Source organism: Brevibacillus sp. MS2.2 (assembly GCF_013284345.1).
GTDB classification, from domain to species: domain Bacteria; phylum Bacillota; class Bacilli; order Brevibacillales; family Brevibacillaceae; genus Brevibacillus; species Brevibacillus brevis_C.
On record NZ_JABSUZ010000031.1, the window covers coordinates 1 to 16,271 of the forward strand.

Sequence of the window (16,271 nt, forward strand, 5' to 3'; positions counted from 1 at the left end):
CGCATCGCGATTGTGGATGATGATCGGCATGTCGAGCTTGCGAGCCAGACGAATCTGCTTGCGGAATACCTCTGCCTGCACATCACGTAGCGACGTATCCCAGTAGTAGTCCAAGCCCATTTCACCCAATCCCACTACTTTCGGATCACGACTGAGTTCCTCGATCCATTCTAGGTGTTCGTCTGTCATGTCCTTGGCGTCTTGTGGATGCCAGCCGATGACGGCGTAAATAAAGTCATACGCATGAGCCAAATCCATGCAGGTTGGAATTGTTTCAGCGTTAAATCCGATGTTCACAATCGTACTGACGCCATTTTCTTGCGCACGAGCAATGACCTCTGCACGATCTTCAACGAATTCCTTCGCATTTAGATGAGCATGGGTTTCAAATAACAAGATAGGTCCTTCCTTTCCTTGCCCTCGTTACTTCACGATTGCTCCGTTTGGCATACTTGGGTCAACAGTCGCAAGTGTCAACTGATCTCCTGCTGATGCTGCCAGGATCATCCCTTGAGATAGCTCACCGCGAAGCTTCACTGGCTTCAGGTTAGCGACGAGGATCACTTTTTTGCCGACCATATCTTCTGGGGAGTAGTATTTCGCGATACCAGAAACAACCTGGCGCTTCTCGTAGCCGAGATCCAATTGCAGAACCAACAGTTTGTCAGCATTTGGATGCTTGGCACATTCCACTACCTGTGCAACGCGCAGCTCTACTTTTCCAAAATCGTCGATGCTGATTTCTTCTTTTGCATCAGCTGGTTTGTCAGTTGCTGCTTCTGTTTGGTTGGTGTTTGTTTCACTCACAGGTGCTTCCCCTTTCAAAGCTGCTTGCTTTTTCTTGTTTTCCTCTGCTTGGCGACGTGCTTCTGCTGTCGAATCGTCGATGAAAGCAAGTTCCGCTTGAACATCCAAACGAGGGAAGAGCAGTTCCTTGCGGCTGACGATGCTTCCAGCAGGCAATCCACCCCATACACTTGCAGATTCCCAGTTGGTTGCTTCTTCATTGCCCAAAATACCTAGTTGATCCCAAATTTTCGCTGGTGCTTTGGTCATGAACGGTTGGATCAGCACGGAGCTAATGCGGATGCTTTCCACCAAATTGTACATGACAGTTGCCAGACGACCTTTGGTTTCTTCGGATTTTGCCAGATTCCAAGGCATGGTCTCGTCGATGTATTTGTTTGTACGTCCCACCAGTTCCCAGATGTGAGCCAGTGCATTGGAGAAGCGCATTTCTTCCATGTGCTCTTCCACCAGCGCCTTCGTTTTCATCGCGAGGCCGATTAAGCTGTCATCCGGCTCTCCTGCATCCTGTGGAGCTGGAACAATACCGTCGAAATATTTCTCAATCATCGTAGCGGTACGGCTCAGCAGGTTTCCGATGTCATTAGCCAAGTCGTAGTTCAGGCGTTGTACGAACGATTCCGGCGTGAAGATGCCATCCTGACCGAAGTTGATTTCACGAAGCAGGAAGTAGCGAACGCCGTCAGAACCGTAACGGTCGATCAAAACCTTCGGATCAATGACATTGCCCTTGGATTTTGACATTTTTCCATCCGGCATCAGAAGCCAGCCATGACCAAAAATTTGTTTTGGCAACGGGATATCCAGTGCCATCAACAGGATTGGCCAGTAGATCGTATGGAAACGCAAAATGTCTTTTCCAACCATGTGAACATTGGCCGGCCAGAAGTTACGGTATTTGCTGTCGTCCTCGGACAAATAGCCCAGAGCAGAAATATAGTTCGTCAATGCATCGATCCATACGTAAATAACGTGCTCTGGATCGCTCGGTACCTTGATACCCCAGTCAAATGTACTGCGGGATACGGACAAATCCTGGAGGCCTGGCTTCAGGAAGTTGTTGATCATTTCGTTGCGGCGGCTCTCCGGTTGAATAAATTCAGGGTTTGCTTCGATGTGCGCAAGCAGTCTGTCCTGATACTTGGACATGCGGAAGAAGTAGTTTTTCTCCTTCACTTTTTTCACTTCGCGACCACAGTCTGGGCAAGCATATCCGTTGTCTGTTTTCGCTTGGGTTTCTGTCCAGAAAGCCTCGCAAGGTACACAGTAGAAGCCCTCGTACTCGCCCAAATAAATATCGCCTTGGTCGAGCAGGCGCTGGAACACTTTTTGTACGACTTCTTTATGACGAGGCTCTGTAGTACGGATGAAATCGTCGTATGAGATGTCCAGCTTTTGCCACAGGTCCTTTACCCAATCGACAATCGGGTCGATGAATTCGAGCGGTTGTTTGCCATCTTCGGCTGCACGCTCTTGGAGCTTTTGACCATGCTCATCTGTCCCTGTCAGGTAATACACATCATAGCCACGCAACCGCTTATAACGAGCCATAGCATCACACGCGATTGTGGTGTAGGCGTTACCAATGTGGAGTTTGTTACTTGGATAGTAGATCGGTGTTGTGATGTAATAAGTAGGTTTCATTGCAACTATTCCCCTCCTGTTTACGTTTATTAAAATAAGGAAAAGCCCACCCCAAAAAAATTGGGGCGAGCTCTGTCTCGCGGTACCACCCAAATACTCCGTCCCCTCACGGAAAACGGACTTGGTGAGTCAAAACATGACTCTACCCGTAACGTGGGCTTACGTCACAAACTACTAGGTCCGGTCAATGCCGTCACTGTTCATCTGCAAGACTCAGGGTCCATGTTCAGCTTGCTCACTTATACCGGTTCTCAGCTACCCCGGTTCTCTGAAATAAGGAGGATCGGCTTACTCTTCCCATCATGGTCGTTTGCTATCAATTGCTGTATTTATCCTCTATTGTACACGACCAACCTGTTTTGTAAACATCCTCGGCAAGCCCATTTTCCCGAGGAATTTTATTGCTCGCTTCAAACCAACTTTACAAAATACAAGAAGAAAAGAGAAAACTTGGAGTTTTTGTCGAATCGTCATGTTGGGTTTCGACATTCGTCGACTAATTCGACACCCAATTCTTCCAGTAAATTTTATCCATAAAAATTTCCATATCGCTTCCAACGCTTCAAGAAACACTGGTTTAACAGCATTTTCGTTTTGAAAAAACATTTTGCTTTTCAAGGAATTGTCAAAATCATGTTGACACCTTTGGGAATGGCTGGTATGATTATCCCAACAGAAAATGTCGAATATTGACGATAAATGATGAGTGTATAACAATAGCATCGACATATACAGATTTTGGGAGGAGATTTTAACTATGATGAAATCAACCGGTATCGTTCGCAAAGTAGATGAATTGGGTCGTGTTGTTATTCCAATCGAATTGCGCCGCACTCTGGGTATCGCTGAGAAAGATGCTTTGGAAATCTACGTTGACGGAGAGCGCATCATCCTGAAAAAGTATGAGCCTGCATGTATCTTCTGTGGAAACGCTGACAAAGTATCTCATTTTAAAGGTAAAATTGTATGCCAAGATTGCCTGACAGAAATGCCTGTTAAACGCTAATATCATTTGATTACATAAACATGCCTTTGTGGGACGAGCCTCACAAAGGCTATTTGTTTGCTATTTTTTCTTCAACAGCGCTCGGAAGAAGAACAGCCTGGGCGCATACAAATCAGAATAGACCACATCTGCCGGCATTTCAAAGGATACATCGCCAGAAAACTGTAATCCAACCCTGTCGAGATGACGAAAAGAAAAAAGCCGACCGTATCGGCCAGCTTTGCTCACTCATTACCCTCTATTCACGATGATATTCGTTGTAAACATCTCGTTTAGATACGTTTCGATCATCGGCTGCTTGCTTGATGGCTTCCTTTTTCCCCATGCCTTGTGCGCAGTAATGATCCACGTGCTCCACGATACTCAGCGCTTGCCACCAGGTATCATCGACTTCTGCTTCCAGCGGTCCGGTGTTCCCTTCGACAATGACACAAAACTCACCGCGCACCTCGCCGCTCCTGAGCCATTCCAGCAACTCGTCCAATGTCCCACGCACAAATTCCTCGTAGCGTTTTGTCAGTTCTCTTGCCAGGACAGCTCGCCGATTCCCCCACGCTTCCCGCATGGCAGTAAGCGTCTTTTCCACTCGATGGGGAGCTTCATAAAAAATCAGCGTTTCCGGATATCGCTTCAGTCGTTCCAGCTCTTCGCGTCTTTCTTTGTTTTCGCGTCCCATGAATCCGCAAAATAGGAAGCGATCAGTAGGAAGACCGGAAGCAATCAACGCTGTCAACGCCGCATTGGCACCTGGAACGGGGATGACAGAAAATCCCGCTGCGGTCGCATCTCGTACCAGCTCCGCACCCGGGTCGGAAATCGCCGGCAAGCCAGCGTCGCTTACCAAGGCGATTTTCTTGCCCTCTGCAAGCCACTGCAACAGCCCATTTCCACTCGCTTCCTTATTATGCTCGTGATAGCTGACCGTACGTTTTTCGATTTGAAAATGATTTAGCAGCTTTCTCGTCTGGCGCGTATCTTCACACGCGATGACATCGGCTTCACGCAACGTATTTAGACACCGCACCGTGATATCATCGAGATTGCCAATGGGTGTAGCCACCAAATAAAGGACTCCTGCTTCTTCTGACGCAAAACTGCGTTGCACATTCATTCGGAGGCCCCTCCAATCAATTCTTCTTTTTTCTTGCGCGTTAATCGCTTGATGCTCTCTTCACGCTTGAGACCCCAGGAACGGTCTGCTCCTTCTTCCCAATAGAGCAGCTCCACTGGCCCTCGACCTCTTGTATACTTGGCACCTTTTCCTTCATTATGAGCTGCCAAGCGGCGGATCAGCTCTGTCGTATATCCGGTGTAGAGTGTCCCATCCGCACAAGAGAGGATGTAGACATAGTGACTCTTACTCGAGGGAATCTCGTCTGCCATAATAGATTTCCTGTAGTTCTTCACAGTATTGCTCTCCATTTTCATACACAATCAGCGGCGGCTGAATTCTCAGCTCCGGCTTTCCACCCCTTATTCCCTCGATCAGAACCATATTCGGCTCTGCTTCCCTACGCGGATAAACCAGACGCATCCGTTTCGGCTCGATGCCGTATTGGCGCATAAGCGAAATGATGTCGATCAAACGTGTGGATCGATGCACGAGCGCCAGCTTCCCGCCGGTTTTTAGCAACTGGCTCCCCACACGAATGACATCCTCCAAGGACAGCATAATCTCATGACGGGCGATCGCAAAGTGCTCGCTGATGTTTTTCTCCCCACTGGTCGCAGGCATATACGGCGGATTGCATGTGATCAAATCGAAATTCCCGTGCCCAAACAACGTTACAGCATCCTTCACATCGCCATGATGCATCGTAATTCGTTCGTTTAAGCCATTCAATGTCACATTGCGGCTCGCCATGCTGAACAAACGCTCTTGAATTTCGATTCCATCAAAACTGGCTTCTGGCGTACGGGTGGTCATAATGAGCGGTATTGCTCCATTGCCCGTGCACATATCCAATACTTTTCCGCGCTTTGGCACCGATGCGAATCGTGCCAAAAGAACCGCGTCCATCGAAAAGCAAAACACTTCGTGGCTCTGGATTATTTTCATTTCATGTGTCAATAAATCATCGATGCGCTCTGTTTCGTAAAGCGGCACGTTGGTGACAGGTTCCATCTACGGCTCGTACTCCCTTTTGTTCTTGTCTTATTATTCCTATCCGGAAAAAAGCGACCTGACACGTGGCCCAGGTCGCTTTTTCATGTGGTGCTGGTTACTCACCGCTTATTTTTGAGGGCCGCCGCTCAGGAATGAGAGACAGAACAGGCAATCCCCTTCTTTTCGCAGGCTGCCGAAATGCACATTGCAGATATGAAATCCTTCCGCGTACAAACGGGCGAGGTTGTCATATCCTTCTCCAACCACTGCCTTTTTGGCTTTTTCCTTCGCGACAGGGCTTGTTCCCTTTTGTTTTGCTTGGGAGCCGGTCTTCTTCCTGTCTAGTCGGTTGCGAAGGTGCTGGTTTTCAACGAGTAATTGGGCGTTTTCCTCCATCAAAACAACGATGACGTCTTTCAGTTCACCAATTTCTTTATAAAGGTCACCAATACGTTCTTCAATGCTCGCCATCTTGACGAAGATTTCCCGTTTGTCCACTAGCTCACCTCTCCCCTACCCCCACGCTTTATTCAAAGGTGGGGAGACCTATCGCAATCTCATCCAATCCGAATTCGGTGACACGTTTGTCGATTGAAAGCTCTACTTGGACAGATTGGTCAAGTACGTTTACGGAAACGACTCGTCCATTCCCCATCGGGGTGTTGACCATCTTGCCAACGTCTGGCATCTCATCCTTCGAGCTTTCATAGTTGTCGTTCTCGTATTTTAAACAGCACATCAACCGGCCGCACAGACCAGAGATTTTGGCTGGATTCAACGAAAGATTTTGGTCCTTGGCCATTTTGATCGAGACAGGTTCGAAATCGCCGAGGAACGTCGAACAGCAAAGCAACCTGCCACAAGGCCCAATCCCGCCGAGCATTTTGGCTTCGTCACGCACACCAATCTGGCGAAGCTCAATCCGGGTACGGAATACGGAGGCGAGGTCTTTTACCAGCTCACGGAAATCAACCCTGCCGTCAGCAGTAAAATAAAAGATAATCTTGTTGCGGTCAAACGTGTATTCCACATCGACCAGCTTCATATCGAGCTTGTGCTCTTTGATCTTCGTCTGACATACAGCAAAAGCATTCTTGGCGGCTTGCTTGTTTTCATCCACCTGTTTTGCATCTCGCTCGTCTGCCATCCGAATGACCTTTTTCAGCGGCAATACAACATCAGACTCAGCCACTTCTTTTTTGCCAATGACGACCTTGCCAAACTCGACCCCTCGCGCCGTCTCAACGATGACGGTGCAGTCTTGCTCAATCGGCAGTCGGTCAGGGTCGAAGTAATATATTTTGCCCGCTTTCTTAAAGCGGACCCCAACAACCTCGTACAAGGGTTATCCCTCCTGGAATTGAAGAACCAACCGCTCAAGAGCCAACTGTGCGTTGGCATTTCGCTCTATCCGATTTTTCGTCTCCATGACCAAATCTATCCCGCGCAAGAGCTCAGCTTTTGTCCATACCAGTGCTTGTCCTTGCAGCACATCCTGTTGGTCGCTGTTAATGAGATGGGCATGCCTGCCTACTTGCAAATACAGGATATCGCGCAGCCAAAGGATGAGCAAATCTAAAAAGAGGGGTAGTTCCTCTTTACTTTTGTCGCTCTTTTGCAACATATCATGGATCGTTAAGAGTGCAGATGAATTGCGCTGTTTGCACTCCTGCACCAATTGTATCACTAGATTTCTTAGCTGTGCAAACGATTCTGATTGGCTGAGTGTCATGGCTTCTTCCACATTTGTCGTAATGTGGGAAGCAACCTGCGCCATTCCCGCCAAAACGCCCTCTGCACGCAACTTTTCCGCAATCGATCCTGCAGAAAGTGGTGAAAATTGAACGATTTGGCATCGAGATAAAATCGTAGGAAGAATCGCATGGCTGTGCTCTGTCAAAAGCAGTGCCAGTACACCAGCGGGCGGTTCCTCCAGAAACTTGAGCAGACTGTTGGCAGCCTGTGTCGTCATTTTATCGACGTGCTCGATGATATATACCTTGCGTGACGACTCGACGGCGCGCATCGCCATTTCTTTTTGCAGCGAACGGATCTGGTCGATTTTAATCGAAGCCCCATCAGGCGTAATAAACAACACATCCGGGTGATTACCACCCTCTATGCGCCTGCATGTAACACAGGCCCCGCAGGCGTCTGCCTCCCTTTCCGAACAAAAAAGGGACTTCGCCAGATGCAGGGCCATCTGCTTTTTACCTGAACCTTTGGGACCCGCCAGCAAGTAGGCGTGTGCCAATCGTTCGTTGCGCAAACTATGATACAGCAGTTCCTGTGCTCGTGGCTGCTGAGAAAAACGGGTCCATGTCATGATGGTTTCACACCCACTAAAAATACAAATTGATCAACATGCCGCGGATTTCGCCAATCCTGGCTAACAAATCAATCGTTGGTGCCTGCTCGCTCAAGAGCTCATCTGTCAGTTTGAGCAGCTCTGCGTCCACCTCTTTGACGATTTTGTACAGCCTACTGCGGCCACGCCGATTCATTCCTCGTCTATCGTCCAAGGCAATGCCGAACTTCACAGCCTCTTCCATGAACTGTTTGACGAGATTTTTATAAGCATAGAAGTCACGAACGGCGCGGGAACGAGCAAGAATCTGTCCCTGCCTGTCTATGTCTGTCAGTAGCCGGGTAAGCTTCTCCTGAGACATACGTTCGTCTTCTCCTTGAATCATCGTGCCAAAATTCAGCTTTTCCAGTTGAGGATTCTTGCGTGAATCCGTCGTTTTAATCAAGTCCAGTTTAGGCCGTAACCCATCACTGATTTTCATATCGCCACCTCCGTCGCCCGATCCAGTACAGGGTTTATCCCCGTGAGATCAAGTATATACGAAAGTTGCGAAAAAAGAGAGAAGGAACCACGTTAAAATGAGTGGAACTCTCCGACATCCAATACGAAAACTGCCGCACCACCCACCTGTACCTCCAGCGGATATGGCATGAACGAGTCTACAGCATTACTGAGTGGAGAGACGGGAGTGACCATTTGTTTGCGGGATTTGCAATTATGCGCAATGATGTCGATTACTTCCGGTACGCTTTCGTCAGACGTACCGATCAAAAAAGTTGTGTTACCGGCGCGTAAAAAGCTACCTGTACTAGCCAGCTTCGTAGCACGAAAACCTTTTTTCACCAGTTGTTGAGACAGACGACCACTATCTTTATCTTGGACGACCGCAACTACCATTTTCATCGGCTATCACCCTTTCTCCCATGATCAATTCCCAATTTGACTTCTTCATTGTATGAAAAACACGTAGGCTTGGTACGTTATTTTGCTTAAACATATTATACAGCATGTACATCATCCTGCGGTACAGGGAACCTTATAATCTGTCTAGCAGTGCCTGCAGGGCTGATTGATATACATGTTCCATCGGCTGCTCGGCATCAATGACGACAAAGCGCTCCGGGTCGCGTTCCATTACCAGTTGATACCCTTCCCGAACAAGCTCATGGAAGCGCATCCCTTCCAAATCGAGACGATTCACTTCGCGTCCACGGGAGGCATTAATCCGCGCCAATCCGGTTTCGGGCTGTACATCAAAGAATAGGGTCAATTCCGGCATGCAGTCACCGACAGCAAATCGGTTAATCTGGTAGACAGCATCAATGCCCAATCCCCGCGCATGTCCTTGATAGGCGAGACTACTGTCGATAAAACGGTCGCATAGTACCAGCTTGCCCTCTGCTAAGGCAGGTAACACCTTTTCGGCCAAATGCTGACCACGTGCTGCCGCATACAAGAGAGCCTCCGTTCTTTCATCCATCTGCGTGTGGGCTGGATTCAAAATAATTTCCCGGATTTTTTCAGCGATATCAATTCCACCGGGCTCACGCGTCAAAAGAACATCGACTCCCCGCGCCTTCAGCTCTTCGTACAGCTTGGCGATGACGGTGGATTTCCCAGCCCCTTCTCCGCCTTCTATTGTAATAAATCGGCCTTTTTTTCCTGTTGCCACTTCCATACTCCTTCCACCCCTTTTGTAGCAGGCCAGTTGCTTAGATTATCGTAAAACCTGTATCGTTTGTAGCTGGTCGTCCTGAACGCCATGGAACCGCGTTTGTCCTCTCGCCAATTCCTTCAGCATCGCCAGACTTTCTTCATCGATTCGCTCGCCTGGCACCAGCACCGGAATCCCTGGCGGATATGGAATCACCATCTCTGCCACAATACGTCCCAGAGCCTGCTCCAAAAGAATCGACTCCCTCGGGCAATCAACAGCTTCATGCATTGGCAATGCCTGCTCGCGCAAATAATGGGAAGACACGACTCCCGTCAAAAGAACGCGTTCCTCCCCCGGTTCTACTTGTGGTGCCATCGATTCAAGCAGTTTCCACAAAGCATCCAGGTCACGGGAGGAGGTTCCTGTCGAGGCTGCGAGGAGTACATGAGAGTCATCCGCCAGCTCCGAGAAAATCCCGTGCTTTTCCATCCATTTCTGTAACTCAAATCCACTGAATTGGGCCGTTCGCAAGTGGAAAAACAGCTTCAACGGGTCAAGCGTAGCGTATACGCTGTTCGTGGACAGTCGCGGCCAATCCAGCCACTCCAGTCGATCGAGTCGCTCCCGAAACTTGTCCAAAAGCGGCAACAACCTGTTCCACTCCTCGCTCGCCTCCAACGCCAGATGACGTCTGGCTACATCGAGTGAGGCCATTAGCACATACGACGGGCTGGAAGACTGAAGCATGGCGAGATGGCGGAACAACCGTTCACGGTCAATCCGCTCTCCCTGAATATGCAGCATCGAGGACATCGTCATTGCCGTTCCCATTTTGTGTGTCGATTGAACCGAAGCATCCGCACCTTCCTGCATGGCAGAACGCGGAAAGGCAGGATGGAACCCGTAGTGGGCACCGTGAGCTTCGTCTATCAAAAGCGGTATGTCAAACCGATGGACCGTCGCCGCCATTTTCGCCAAATCGATACCCATTCCATAATAGGTCGGATTCGTCAAAAAAACGGCCTTGGCATCGGGGTGTGCAAGCAGCGCACGCTCTACATCTTCGCGCCTTACACCCGCAGCGACTCCTGTTGCCAGATCGACTGCAGGTACTAAAAAGATCGGGGTTGCTCTCGCCATCATAATGCCGTTGAATACAGACTTATGGCAATTGCGTTGTACGAGAATCTTGTCGCCCGGTCTGCATACCGTCATGATGAGAGCGATATTTCCTACTGTACTTCCTCCGATCAAAAACTTGGTCTGTTCCGCATGGAAGGCTTGCGCCGCCAAAGCCTGCGCTTCTGCAATGACACCTTGTGGCTGATGCAGGTCATCTGTCCCGCTAATTTCCGTTACGTCCAGCACCAAGATGTCTTGAAAGCGATTTTTCGCATGGTTGTCAAAGCTGTGACCCATTTTATGTCCTGGCACATGAAACGGATGCGGCCGATGCTTGGCGTGCCGTTCAAGCTGTTCATAAAGGGGCGCACGCTTTTGTCGCTCCCGAAATTCAACATCTCTCTCCAACACGCGCGACTCACGTCCTTTATTTTTATTCCCCTATTTTAGCATGATTTGGACATGCATGAGTCCAGCAAAAAAAAGACACCGGAATGCACCGATGCCTTCTTTCTTCACGCATCTTTTCGCAACCAAATGCGTCTCATTTGATGAATAAAAAATGGATACTTTTCATCCTGTACATCGGTATTGACCATTTCCTGTTCGCACCGTTGACAGATAAACTGCTCACAAATGGCGATTCCGTCATTCTGCTCCTGTTCACAGACGATACATCGCTGAGCAACTTTTTCCATAGTGAAAACGCCTGCCCTTTTCCTCAATATACCAACCATTATACCCTATTATAGTCAGCATCATTCCCAAACGTTCGTGTTTTCGCCGATAGCTCGGTAGGCTTGGAAGTAGGACTGGGCTTCCTGCACAGGGAAGCAAGCTGCTGCATCAATGACATAGGACTGCCTCATTCCGTTAACCAGCTCTGATAACGGCAGCTCTGCAATGGTCGTTCCCGCGGCATTTCCGATCACGAGCAAGTCCGCATCCTTTACAGCATCCTGCCACGAATTGTATAGCGTCCAACCCGTCATCCTTTTGTTCGGAATTGGATTGTCCTCCCCCGTGTACACTGCAACGTCTTTTTCAGCCAACCAGTCAGAAGGCATATGCTCCCATAGCGAGTCCTCTCCCCAAAGTATGATCCGCTGTATATTCGCTTTTTGTAGAACGAGCCTACATTCTTTTTCAAGCCATCGAACGATGAGGGAAGAGTCTTGGCGGGAAGGGTAGAGCCAGCCCTGACCGATTCGTTTGTCCATACCGAGCGCGCGACTGACTTGCAGCAGAGAAATTCCTTTTTCATCGCAACTGGCACCAAGCTCGATATAAAATTGCTCCTTCCACGCCAAATAGCGAGGGAATTGACGAAGCGCTTCATCCACCTCGCGCATCCCGCATACCATCGTCACCAGTGAGCAGCGAGCGAGCTGCTTACAGAGGAACCGCATCCACCTTCCATTGGGTTCCCCTCCAAGCAAAGCTCGCTCGTGGGTACATAACGCCATACGAATGATCTCATGCTCCCCCGTACGCGCGTATTGAGTATGTAAAGTATTCGCCCAGTCGTATGGCACGTCGCTTCCGTAGACAAGCGTGAGCCATGGCCCCGTTCCCTGCTGTTGCATCCTTTCCTGCAAAAGCTTGCCATCAGTCTCTTTTGTCAGTAGAAATCCATCAGCAACTTCATCTGAGGAATCTGTTTGGTAATCAGACAGCAAAATCCCACATGCTCCGAGCTCCTTGCCGAATCTGGTTACGACCTCCTCTGAAATGACCCATAGCCTCACGCTTTCCTTCCCTCCACATCACGCCCTACCGATTCATTCCTTTTATCCTGCCCATAACAAAAAGCCGTCAATCCAGTCATGTTAGACAAACGGCTTGTTTCATTCCTTGTATGAGCTTTCTCAAGATTTGCGACTGTGCGATAATGGAAACGCAGACTTTCATTCATCCAGACTGCTGTAAAAGGAAGTGACTTTTCATGAAGGAAACCGCCGCCCATACGATCTATAGCTACAAGCTGCTCTATCGTTTTCGCTGGCGATTCGTCGGCTACCTTTTTCAACTGTTGTTAATTGGCTTGTCCCTTATTTTGCACTCATTTATGCTACAAGTCCCGGCTTATACGCTGATTGTGACGTTAGCGATTCTACCTGTAATACCGATCTGTCATTTGGTTTTATTTCGACTGTATGCCCTTCTGCGCGGCCACAAGCCAAAGACAACTGCCGATATGCTCGTCTCTCCATGGTGGGGGGCTGGCTATCCACTTCCCATCCCGCTATCTGTCTATCGGGGCAGTGAGTTCACGGTAATTGCGGGAAGTATGGCGATAGCAGCCGGGGCTTTTGTGTGGCTTTCGAAAGGATACGCGCTCACCTTGATCACCGGAACATTGATCGTTGCGCTGCCACGCCTCCTCGCCCTCCTTGCTTCCTTTCGTCAACCAAGTCGCAGCCGGGTGAAATACGAGGATCGCGGCGTTGCTTTTTTGCTTACCGATGGATAACCGAATCGATACACCTTTACATAACCCATAGCTTGATGACAATCAACGCCGCCAATCCAGGCAAACGGAGAAGTCCGACGAGCAGAGCCGTCACCGGGTTGATCGGGATATGGAAGTTAGCCAACTCTCCAACCAGATTGGTGAAAAACAGCAATAGTGCGCCAATCACGACTTGCATGATCCCAAATCCAATCCATCTGATCGGGCCCGTGACAGATTTGCTGGCGGCAATCACCAGCAATATTCCAACTACAATCAGTGCTATAACCCACCCTGTAGTCATCTGCTCTTCCTCCTATGCCTGTTGGCGATTCCTCTCGCGCTTTGCTTGCGCGAGCAAATACATATACCGCTTTTCTGTCACATGCAAATAATAAATGACATCATCCAAACCGCCATCCGGTTCACTGATCTCCGCAAGATGGCGGGCATGCTGCCAATCCATTCGCGCCTGATTGACTGCCATATCCAAGCTCGCCTCATTCCATTCCACCACGAACCGCGCTTTTTTTCTCCACCTACTCACCTGCAAGCTTCCCCCCTCAGTGAAAGTAGTAAAGTACTCCTGTCATATTGTTAACTGCATGCAACAAAACCGCTCCCCAGATCGATTGGTACCGATGTCGAACGAATCCGAGTAAAAGTCCAATGACAAAAAGCGGAGCAAACAGAGCGAGATCCATATGCAGGAGCCCAAACCAGAGACTGCTCAGGAAGATACCCATAATGGGCCCGATTCTCTGAACCAGATAAGTCTGAATCACGCCACGAAACAAAATCTCCTCCGCAATCGGAACCAATATGCCAATGACCAGAAGTGAGGTGAGCGCCGCCAAAATATCCGTTTCTTTGGCCTGCACAATCTCTTTTTCGATCTGCTGCTCTCGCTCTGATGACAGAGACAGTCCAAACCAGTCCGCAATCGGGTTCGTCACCACCGCATCTAGCACCAGTGCAATCAAAAGAAACAGAGCAGCAAGCATCAACAGCATCCGGCCTAGTTGTACAGGTCGGCGAACGCCGATTTCCCCCAGTCGTCCACGAAACCACAGCGGAATCAAAATCAACAGGAACAGTTGGAAAATAGCTGATTCCAATATCCCTCCAATCGTACCGGTGGAAAAGAAGGTACCTTCCAGTAAAAACCCATACAACAACAGTACGCCTGTTTGAAACACATGCAGCCAAGCCACAATATGCAGTACATCATTCCCTGTAAGCTCGTCATATTGCCATAGCCATGACGTCTTCTGCCGTCTTTCTCGGAGCAAGCTCACAATGAAACCAACAGTCGCAATGAAGCTGAATACCGTCACTGCAAATGCAAGTAATCCTAGCCATACCTCCGGTTGCCCGACAGTGGTAGCAACCCATTTTCCGTCTTCACCCTTGTGAAAACGAATCATGGATAACTCCGCAGCAAACATGAGCCAATACCCAATAAACAGCATGATCGCCCATGGAGTGGACTTTTGTCGCCGTATCCCACTCGCAAGCGACAGTCCTGGTCCTGTCAGCATCTCCTCACGCTCCTATTTCACTGTATGTCTCGTCCATTCAAAAAAGTCCGGCATTTCTATCCGGATTGCAAAGCTTTTATCTGTGCTTCTGCTACTTGCTTGAGATATTCATTGCGCGTCCGCAAAAACCGCGTCATATACACCTTCAAGAACAACCAATCCGCGAGCTTCCCCAAGATACCCAGCGGAGATGTGTAGTCAAATATATCGATCATTCTCGTCTGATTGTCCGTTATCGGAATGAACTCATGCGTGTGATGAAACCGTTTGAATGCACCAGAAACCATCTCATCCACGAAATAGCGCGGTTCCTCCATCTCTGTGATTCTCACCGTCAAATTTTGCTTGATACCGAAGTGAATGGCTTCCCAGGTAACCGTCTCCCCCAGGTTTATCAGTCCGCTCGTAACTCCTCCAATCGCTCTCTCCCTCGTGCTGGCGGTCGATTCCATATGCAAATCAATGCTTCTGGCAGCATCGAAGCAGACCTGTCGCGGAGCATCTATCAAAAACTCCATACGAATAACCGGCATACTGCACCCACCTCTCGAAACGAAAAAAAGACAGGCAGCCCCCGTCTTCTTTTCTATCTTTATCGTACGGATGATATTTAAAAAGTCGTCCTTTCAGCACCGAGAAAGTGGTGAGAACCTAAAGAAGGAGAACTTTTTAAATTTCCTTTACAGGTCACGCCTGCCTTCCAATGCTTTGGTCAGCGTAACTTCATCGGCGTACTCCAAATCTCCCCCGACTGGCAAGCCGTGCGCGATACGCGTCACGCGAATGCCAAAAGGCTTAATCAGCCGGGAAATGTACATCGCTGTCGCTTCCCCTTCGATATTCGGATTGGTCGCCAAAATGACTTCCTTCACCTGCTCGTCACCGAGGCGCTTCAACAGGTCAGGAATGCGAATATCTTCCGGGCCGATCCCATCCATAGGAGAAATCGCCCCGTGCAAAACGTGATAATACCCTTCAAACTCTCTCGTCTTCTCCATTGCTACCACGTCTCGCGGCTCTTGCACCACACAGATGATCGAGCCGTCACGACGTTTGTCCCGACAAATATGACATGGATCGAGATCGGTAATATTGTTGCAGACCGAGCAGTAATGAAGCTGGCGCTTGGCATTGACCAATGCTTTTGCCAGATCAAGCACGTCGTCCTCTTTCATATTGAGCACAAAAAAGGCAAGCCGCCCAGCCGTTTTGGGACCGATGCCGGGCAATTTCATAAAACCATCAATGAGCTTTGAGACCGGTTCTGGATAAAACATCGCCTACTCCTCTTTTCCTGCCCAATTTTTAGAACAGGCCTGGGATGTTCATGCCTCCAGTAAATTTGCCCATTTCCTTGCCTACCATTTCATCTGCTTTGCGCAGTGCATCGTTCACAGCAGTGAGCACCAGGTCTTGCAGCATTTCTACATCTTCAGGGTCTACTACCTCTGGCTTGATCACGATGTCTTTGATTTGCTTATGTCCATCGATTTTCACAGTGATAGCACCGCCACCAGCAGAGCCTTCCACGATTCTTTCTTTCAAGCCTTCTTGCGCTTTTTGCATCTCTTCCTGCATTTTTTTCACTTGCTTCATCATTTGTTGCATTTGCTGCATGTTTTTCATT

22 protein-coding genes and 1 other annotated feature are annotated in these 16,271 nt (G+C 49.0%); of the genes, 2 read left to right on the forward strand and 20 right to left on the reverse strand.

Annotation, left to right across the window (positions count from 1 at the left end; all coding sequences use genetic code 11):
• Positions 1 to 396: TatD family hydrolase (locus HP568_RS22625; RefSeq protein ID WP_173630299.1), on the reverse strand; the 396-nt coding region annotated here is incomplete at its 3' end.
• 27 nt (positions 397 to 423) lie between these two features.
• Positions 424 to 2,451 carry a methionine--tRNA ligase gene (metG, locus tag HP568_RS22630; RefSeq protein WP_048035559.1) on the reverse strand — a complete coding sequence of 676 codons (2,028 nt, stop codon included), beginning with the start codon at positions 2,449 to 2,451 and terminating at the stop codon, positions 424 to 426.
• Between the two features lie 58 nt (positions 2,452 to 2,509).
• Positions 2,510 to 2,764: a binding site (T-box leader), on the reverse strand.
• Between the two features lie 444 nt (positions 2,765 to 3,208).
• Between metG and HP568_RS22635 the strand changes: the two genes are divergently transcribed.
• Positions 3,209 to 3,457: an AbrB/MazE/SpoVT family DNA-binding domain-containing protein gene (locus HP568_RS22635; protein WP_007719913.1), complete on the forward strand. Its 249-nt coding sequence runs from the start codon at positions 3,209 to 3,211 to the stop codon at positions 3,455 to 3,457.
• Between the two features lie 238 nt (positions 3,458 to 3,695).
• Here HP568_RS22635 and rsmI read toward each other — a convergent pair whose 3' ends face one another.
• The 12 genes from rsmI to HP568_RS22695 form a co-directional block, all read right to left on the reverse strand.
• Positions 3,696 to 4,568, reverse strand: coding sequence for a 16S rRNA (cytidine(1402)-2'-O)-methyltransferase (gene rsmI / locus HP568_RS22640; RefSeq protein ID WP_173630300.1), 873 nt, complete (start codon positions 4,566 to 4,568; stop codon positions 3,696 to 3,698).
• Complete coding sequence (locus HP568_RS22645; protein WP_007719905.1) at positions 4,565 to 4,840, reverse strand: GIY-YIG nuclease family protein; 276 nt, start codon at positions 4,838 to 4,840, stop codon at positions 4,565 to 4,567. Before HP568_RS22645 ends, rsmI begins: the two co-directional genes overlap by 4 nt.
• A complete protein-coding gene (locus HP568_RS22650) occupies positions 4,815 to 5,582 on the reverse strand; it encodes a tRNA1(Val) (adenine(37)-N6)-methyltransferase (protein ID WP_173630301.1) in 768 nt (255 codons plus the stop codon). The genes HP568_RS22645 and HP568_RS22650 overlap by 26 nt, the downstream gene beginning before the upstream one ends.
• Before the next feature lie 108 nt (positions 5,583 to 5,690).
• On the reverse strand, positions 5,691 to 6,062 hold the full coding sequence (yabA, locus tag HP568_RS22655) for a DNA replication initiation control protein YabA (RefSeq protein ID WP_012683858.1): 372 nt from the start codon (positions 6,060 to 6,062) through the stop codon (positions 5,691 to 5,693).
• A 28-nt stretch (positions 6,063 to 6,090) separates the two neighbouring features.
• Positions 6,091 to 6,906, reverse strand: coding sequence for a PSP1 domain-containing protein (locus HP568_RS22660; protein WP_048035555.1), 816 nt, complete (start codon positions 6,904 to 6,906; stop codon positions 6,091 to 6,093).
• A gap of 3 nt (positions 6,907 to 6,909) precedes the next feature.
• Positions 6,910 to 7,890, reverse strand: a complete 981-nt coding sequence (gene holB, locus HP568_RS22665) for a DNA polymerase III subunit delta' (RefSeq protein WP_173630302.1) — start codon at positions 7,888 to 7,890, stop codon at positions 6,910 to 6,912.
• Between the two features lie 16 nt (positions 7,891 to 7,906).
• Positions 7,907 to 8,353: a YaaR family protein gene (locus HP568_RS22670; protein ID WP_007719898.1), complete on the reverse strand. Its 447-nt coding sequence runs from the start codon at positions 8,351 to 8,353 to the stop codon at positions 7,907 to 7,909.
• 92 nt (positions 8,354 to 8,445) lie between these two features.
• The gene (locus tag HP568_RS22675; protein WP_007719896.1) at positions 8,446 to 8,775 is read right to left on the reverse strand and encodes a cyclic-di-AMP receptor; all 330 of its coding nucleotides are present in this window, start codon (positions 8,773 to 8,775) and stop codon (positions 8,446 to 8,448) included.
• Positions 8,776 to 8,908: 133 nt separating this feature from the next.
• A complete protein-coding gene (gene tmk, locus HP568_RS22680) occupies positions 8,909 to 9,550 on the reverse strand; it encodes a dTMP kinase (protein WP_173630303.1) in 642 nt (213 codons plus the stop codon).
• 39 nt (positions 9,551 to 9,589) lie between these two features.
• The gene (locus HP568_RS22685; protein ID WP_048035553.1) at positions 9,590 to 11,062 is read right to left on the reverse strand and encodes an aminotransferase class I/II-fold pyridoxal phosphate-dependent enzyme; all 1,473 of its coding nucleotides are present in this window, start codon (positions 11,060 to 11,062) and stop codon (positions 9,590 to 9,592) included.
• A gap of 104 nt (positions 11,063 to 11,166) precedes the next feature.
• Complete coding sequence (locus HP568_RS22690) at positions 11,167 to 11,349, reverse strand: sigma factor G inhibitor Gin (RefSeq protein WP_007719893.1); 183 nt, start codon at positions 11,347 to 11,349, stop codon at positions 11,167 to 11,169.
• A 60-nt stretch (positions 11,350 to 11,409) separates the two neighbouring features.
• Positions 11,410 to 12,399, reverse strand: coding sequence for a hypothetical protein (locus HP568_RS22695; protein ID WP_173630304.1), 990 nt, complete (start codon positions 12,397 to 12,399; stop codon positions 11,410 to 11,412).
• 197 nt (positions 12,400 to 12,596) lie between these two features.
• Here HP568_RS22695 and HP568_RS22700 point away from each other — a divergent pair, with 197 nt between their 5' ends.
• Positions 12,597 to 13,124 (forward strand): hypothetical protein, encoded by a 528-nt coding sequence (locus HP568_RS22700; RefSeq protein WP_173630305.1) that lies wholly within the window; start codon positions 12,597 to 12,599, stop codon positions 13,122 to 13,124.
• A 16-nt stretch (positions 13,125 to 13,140) separates the two neighbouring features.
• Here HP568_RS22700 and HP568_RS22705 read toward each other — a convergent pair whose 3' ends face one another.
• The 6 genes from HP568_RS22705 to HP568_RS22730 all read right to left on the reverse strand — a co-directional run bounded on the left by HP568_RS22705 (position 13,141) and on the right by HP568_RS22730 (position 16,261).
• On the reverse strand, positions 13,141 to 13,407 hold the full coding sequence (locus HP568_RS22705; RefSeq protein ID WP_007719887.1) for a pro-sigmaK processing inhibitor BofA family protein: 267 nt from the start codon (positions 13,405 to 13,407) through the stop codon (positions 13,141 to 13,143).
• Positions 13,408 to 13,419: 12 nt separating this feature from the next.
• Complete coding sequence (locus tag HP568_RS22710; RefSeq protein WP_047074435.1) at positions 13,420 to 13,650, reverse strand: DUF2508 family protein; 231 nt, start codon at positions 13,648 to 13,650, stop codon at positions 13,420 to 13,422.
• A 16-nt stretch (positions 13,651 to 13,666) separates the two neighbouring features.
• Complete coding sequence (locus tag HP568_RS22715; RefSeq protein WP_056495987.1) at positions 13,667 to 14,644, reverse strand: CPBP family intramembrane glutamic endopeptidase; 978 nt, start codon at positions 14,642 to 14,644, stop codon at positions 13,667 to 13,669.
• Between the two features lie 56 nt (positions 14,645 to 14,700).
• Positions 14,701 to 15,177 (reverse strand): SRPBCC family protein, encoded by a 477-nt coding sequence (locus HP568_RS22720; RefSeq protein WP_173630306.1) that lies wholly within the window; start codon positions 15,175 to 15,177, stop codon positions 14,701 to 14,703.
• A gap of 147 nt (positions 15,178 to 15,324) precedes the next feature.
• Positions 15,325 to 15,921, reverse strand: coding sequence for a recombination mediator RecR (gene recR / locus HP568_RS22725; protein WP_012683846.1), 597 nt, complete (start codon positions 15,919 to 15,921; stop codon positions 15,325 to 15,327).
• Positions 15,922 to 15,949: 28 nt separating this feature from the next.
• Positions 15,950 to 16,261: a YbaB/EbfC family nucleoid-associated protein gene (locus tag HP568_RS22730; protein ID WP_026134079.1), complete on the reverse strand. Its 312-nt coding sequence runs from the start codon at positions 16,259 to 16,261 to the stop codon at positions 15,950 to 15,952.
• Positions 16,262 to 16,271: the final 10 nt, after the last annotated feature.

Coding starts and splice junctions, on each gene's coding strand:
- HP568_RS22715 (WP_056495987.1), bottom strand. CDS start 14,644: ATGCTGACAGGACCAGGACTGTCGCTTGCGAGTGGGATACGGCGACAA.
- holB (WP_173630302.1), bottom strand. CDS start 7,890: ATGACATGGACCCGTTTTTCTCAGCAGCCACGAGCACAGGAACTGCTG.
- rsmI (WP_173630300.1), bottom strand. CDS start 4,568: ATGAATGTGCAACGCAGTTTTGCGTCAGAAGAAGCAGGAGTCCTTTAT.
- HP568_RS22635 (WP_007719913.1), top strand. CDS start 3,209: ATGATGAAATCAACCGGTATCGTTCGCAAAGTAGATGAATTGGGTCGT.
- HP568_RS22720 (WP_173630306.1), bottom strand. CDS start 15,177: ATGCCGGTTATTCGTATGGAGTTTTTGATAGATGCTCCGCGACAGGTC.
- recR (WP_012683846.1), bottom strand. CDS start 15,921: ATGTTTTATCCAGAACCGGTCTCAAAGCTCATTGATGGTTTTATGAAA.
- HP568_RS22675 (WP_007719896.1), bottom strand. CDS start 8,775: ATGAAAATGGTAGTTGCGGTCGTCCAAGATAAAGATAGTGGTCGTCTG.
- metG (WP_048035559.1), bottom strand. CDS start 2,451: ATGAAACCTACTTATTACATCACAACACCGATCTACTATCCAAGTAAC.
- HP568_RS22645 (WP_007719905.1), bottom strand. CDS start 4,840: ATGGCAGACGAGATTCCCTCGAGTAAGAGTCACTATGTCTACATCCTC.
- HP568_RS22700 (WP_173630305.1), top strand. CDS start 12,597: ATGAAGGAAACCGCCGCCCATACGATCTATAGCTACAAGCTGCTCTAT.
- HP568_RS22730 (WP_026134079.1), bottom strand. CDS start 16,261: ATGCAGCAAATGCAACAAATGATGAAGCAAGTGAAAAAAATGCAGGAA.
- HP568_RS22705 (WP_007719887.1), bottom strand. CDS start 13,407: ATGACTACAGGGTGGGTTATAGCACTGATTGTAGTTGGAATATTGCTG.
- HP568_RS22650 (WP_173630301.1), bottom strand. CDS start 5,582: ATGGAACCTGTCACCAACGTGCCGCTTTACGAAACAGAGCGCATCGAT.
- tmk (WP_173630303.1), bottom strand. CDS start 9,550: ATGGAAGTGGCAACAGGAAAAAAAGGCCGATTTATTACAATAGAAGGC.
- HP568_RS22690 (WP_007719893.1), bottom strand. CDS start 11,349: ATGGAAAAAGTTGCTCAGCGATGTATCGTCTGTGAACAGGAGCAGAAT.
- HP568_RS22670 (WP_007719898.1), bottom strand. CDS start 8,353: ATGAAAATCAGTGATGGGTTACGGCCTAAACTGGACTTGATTAAAACG.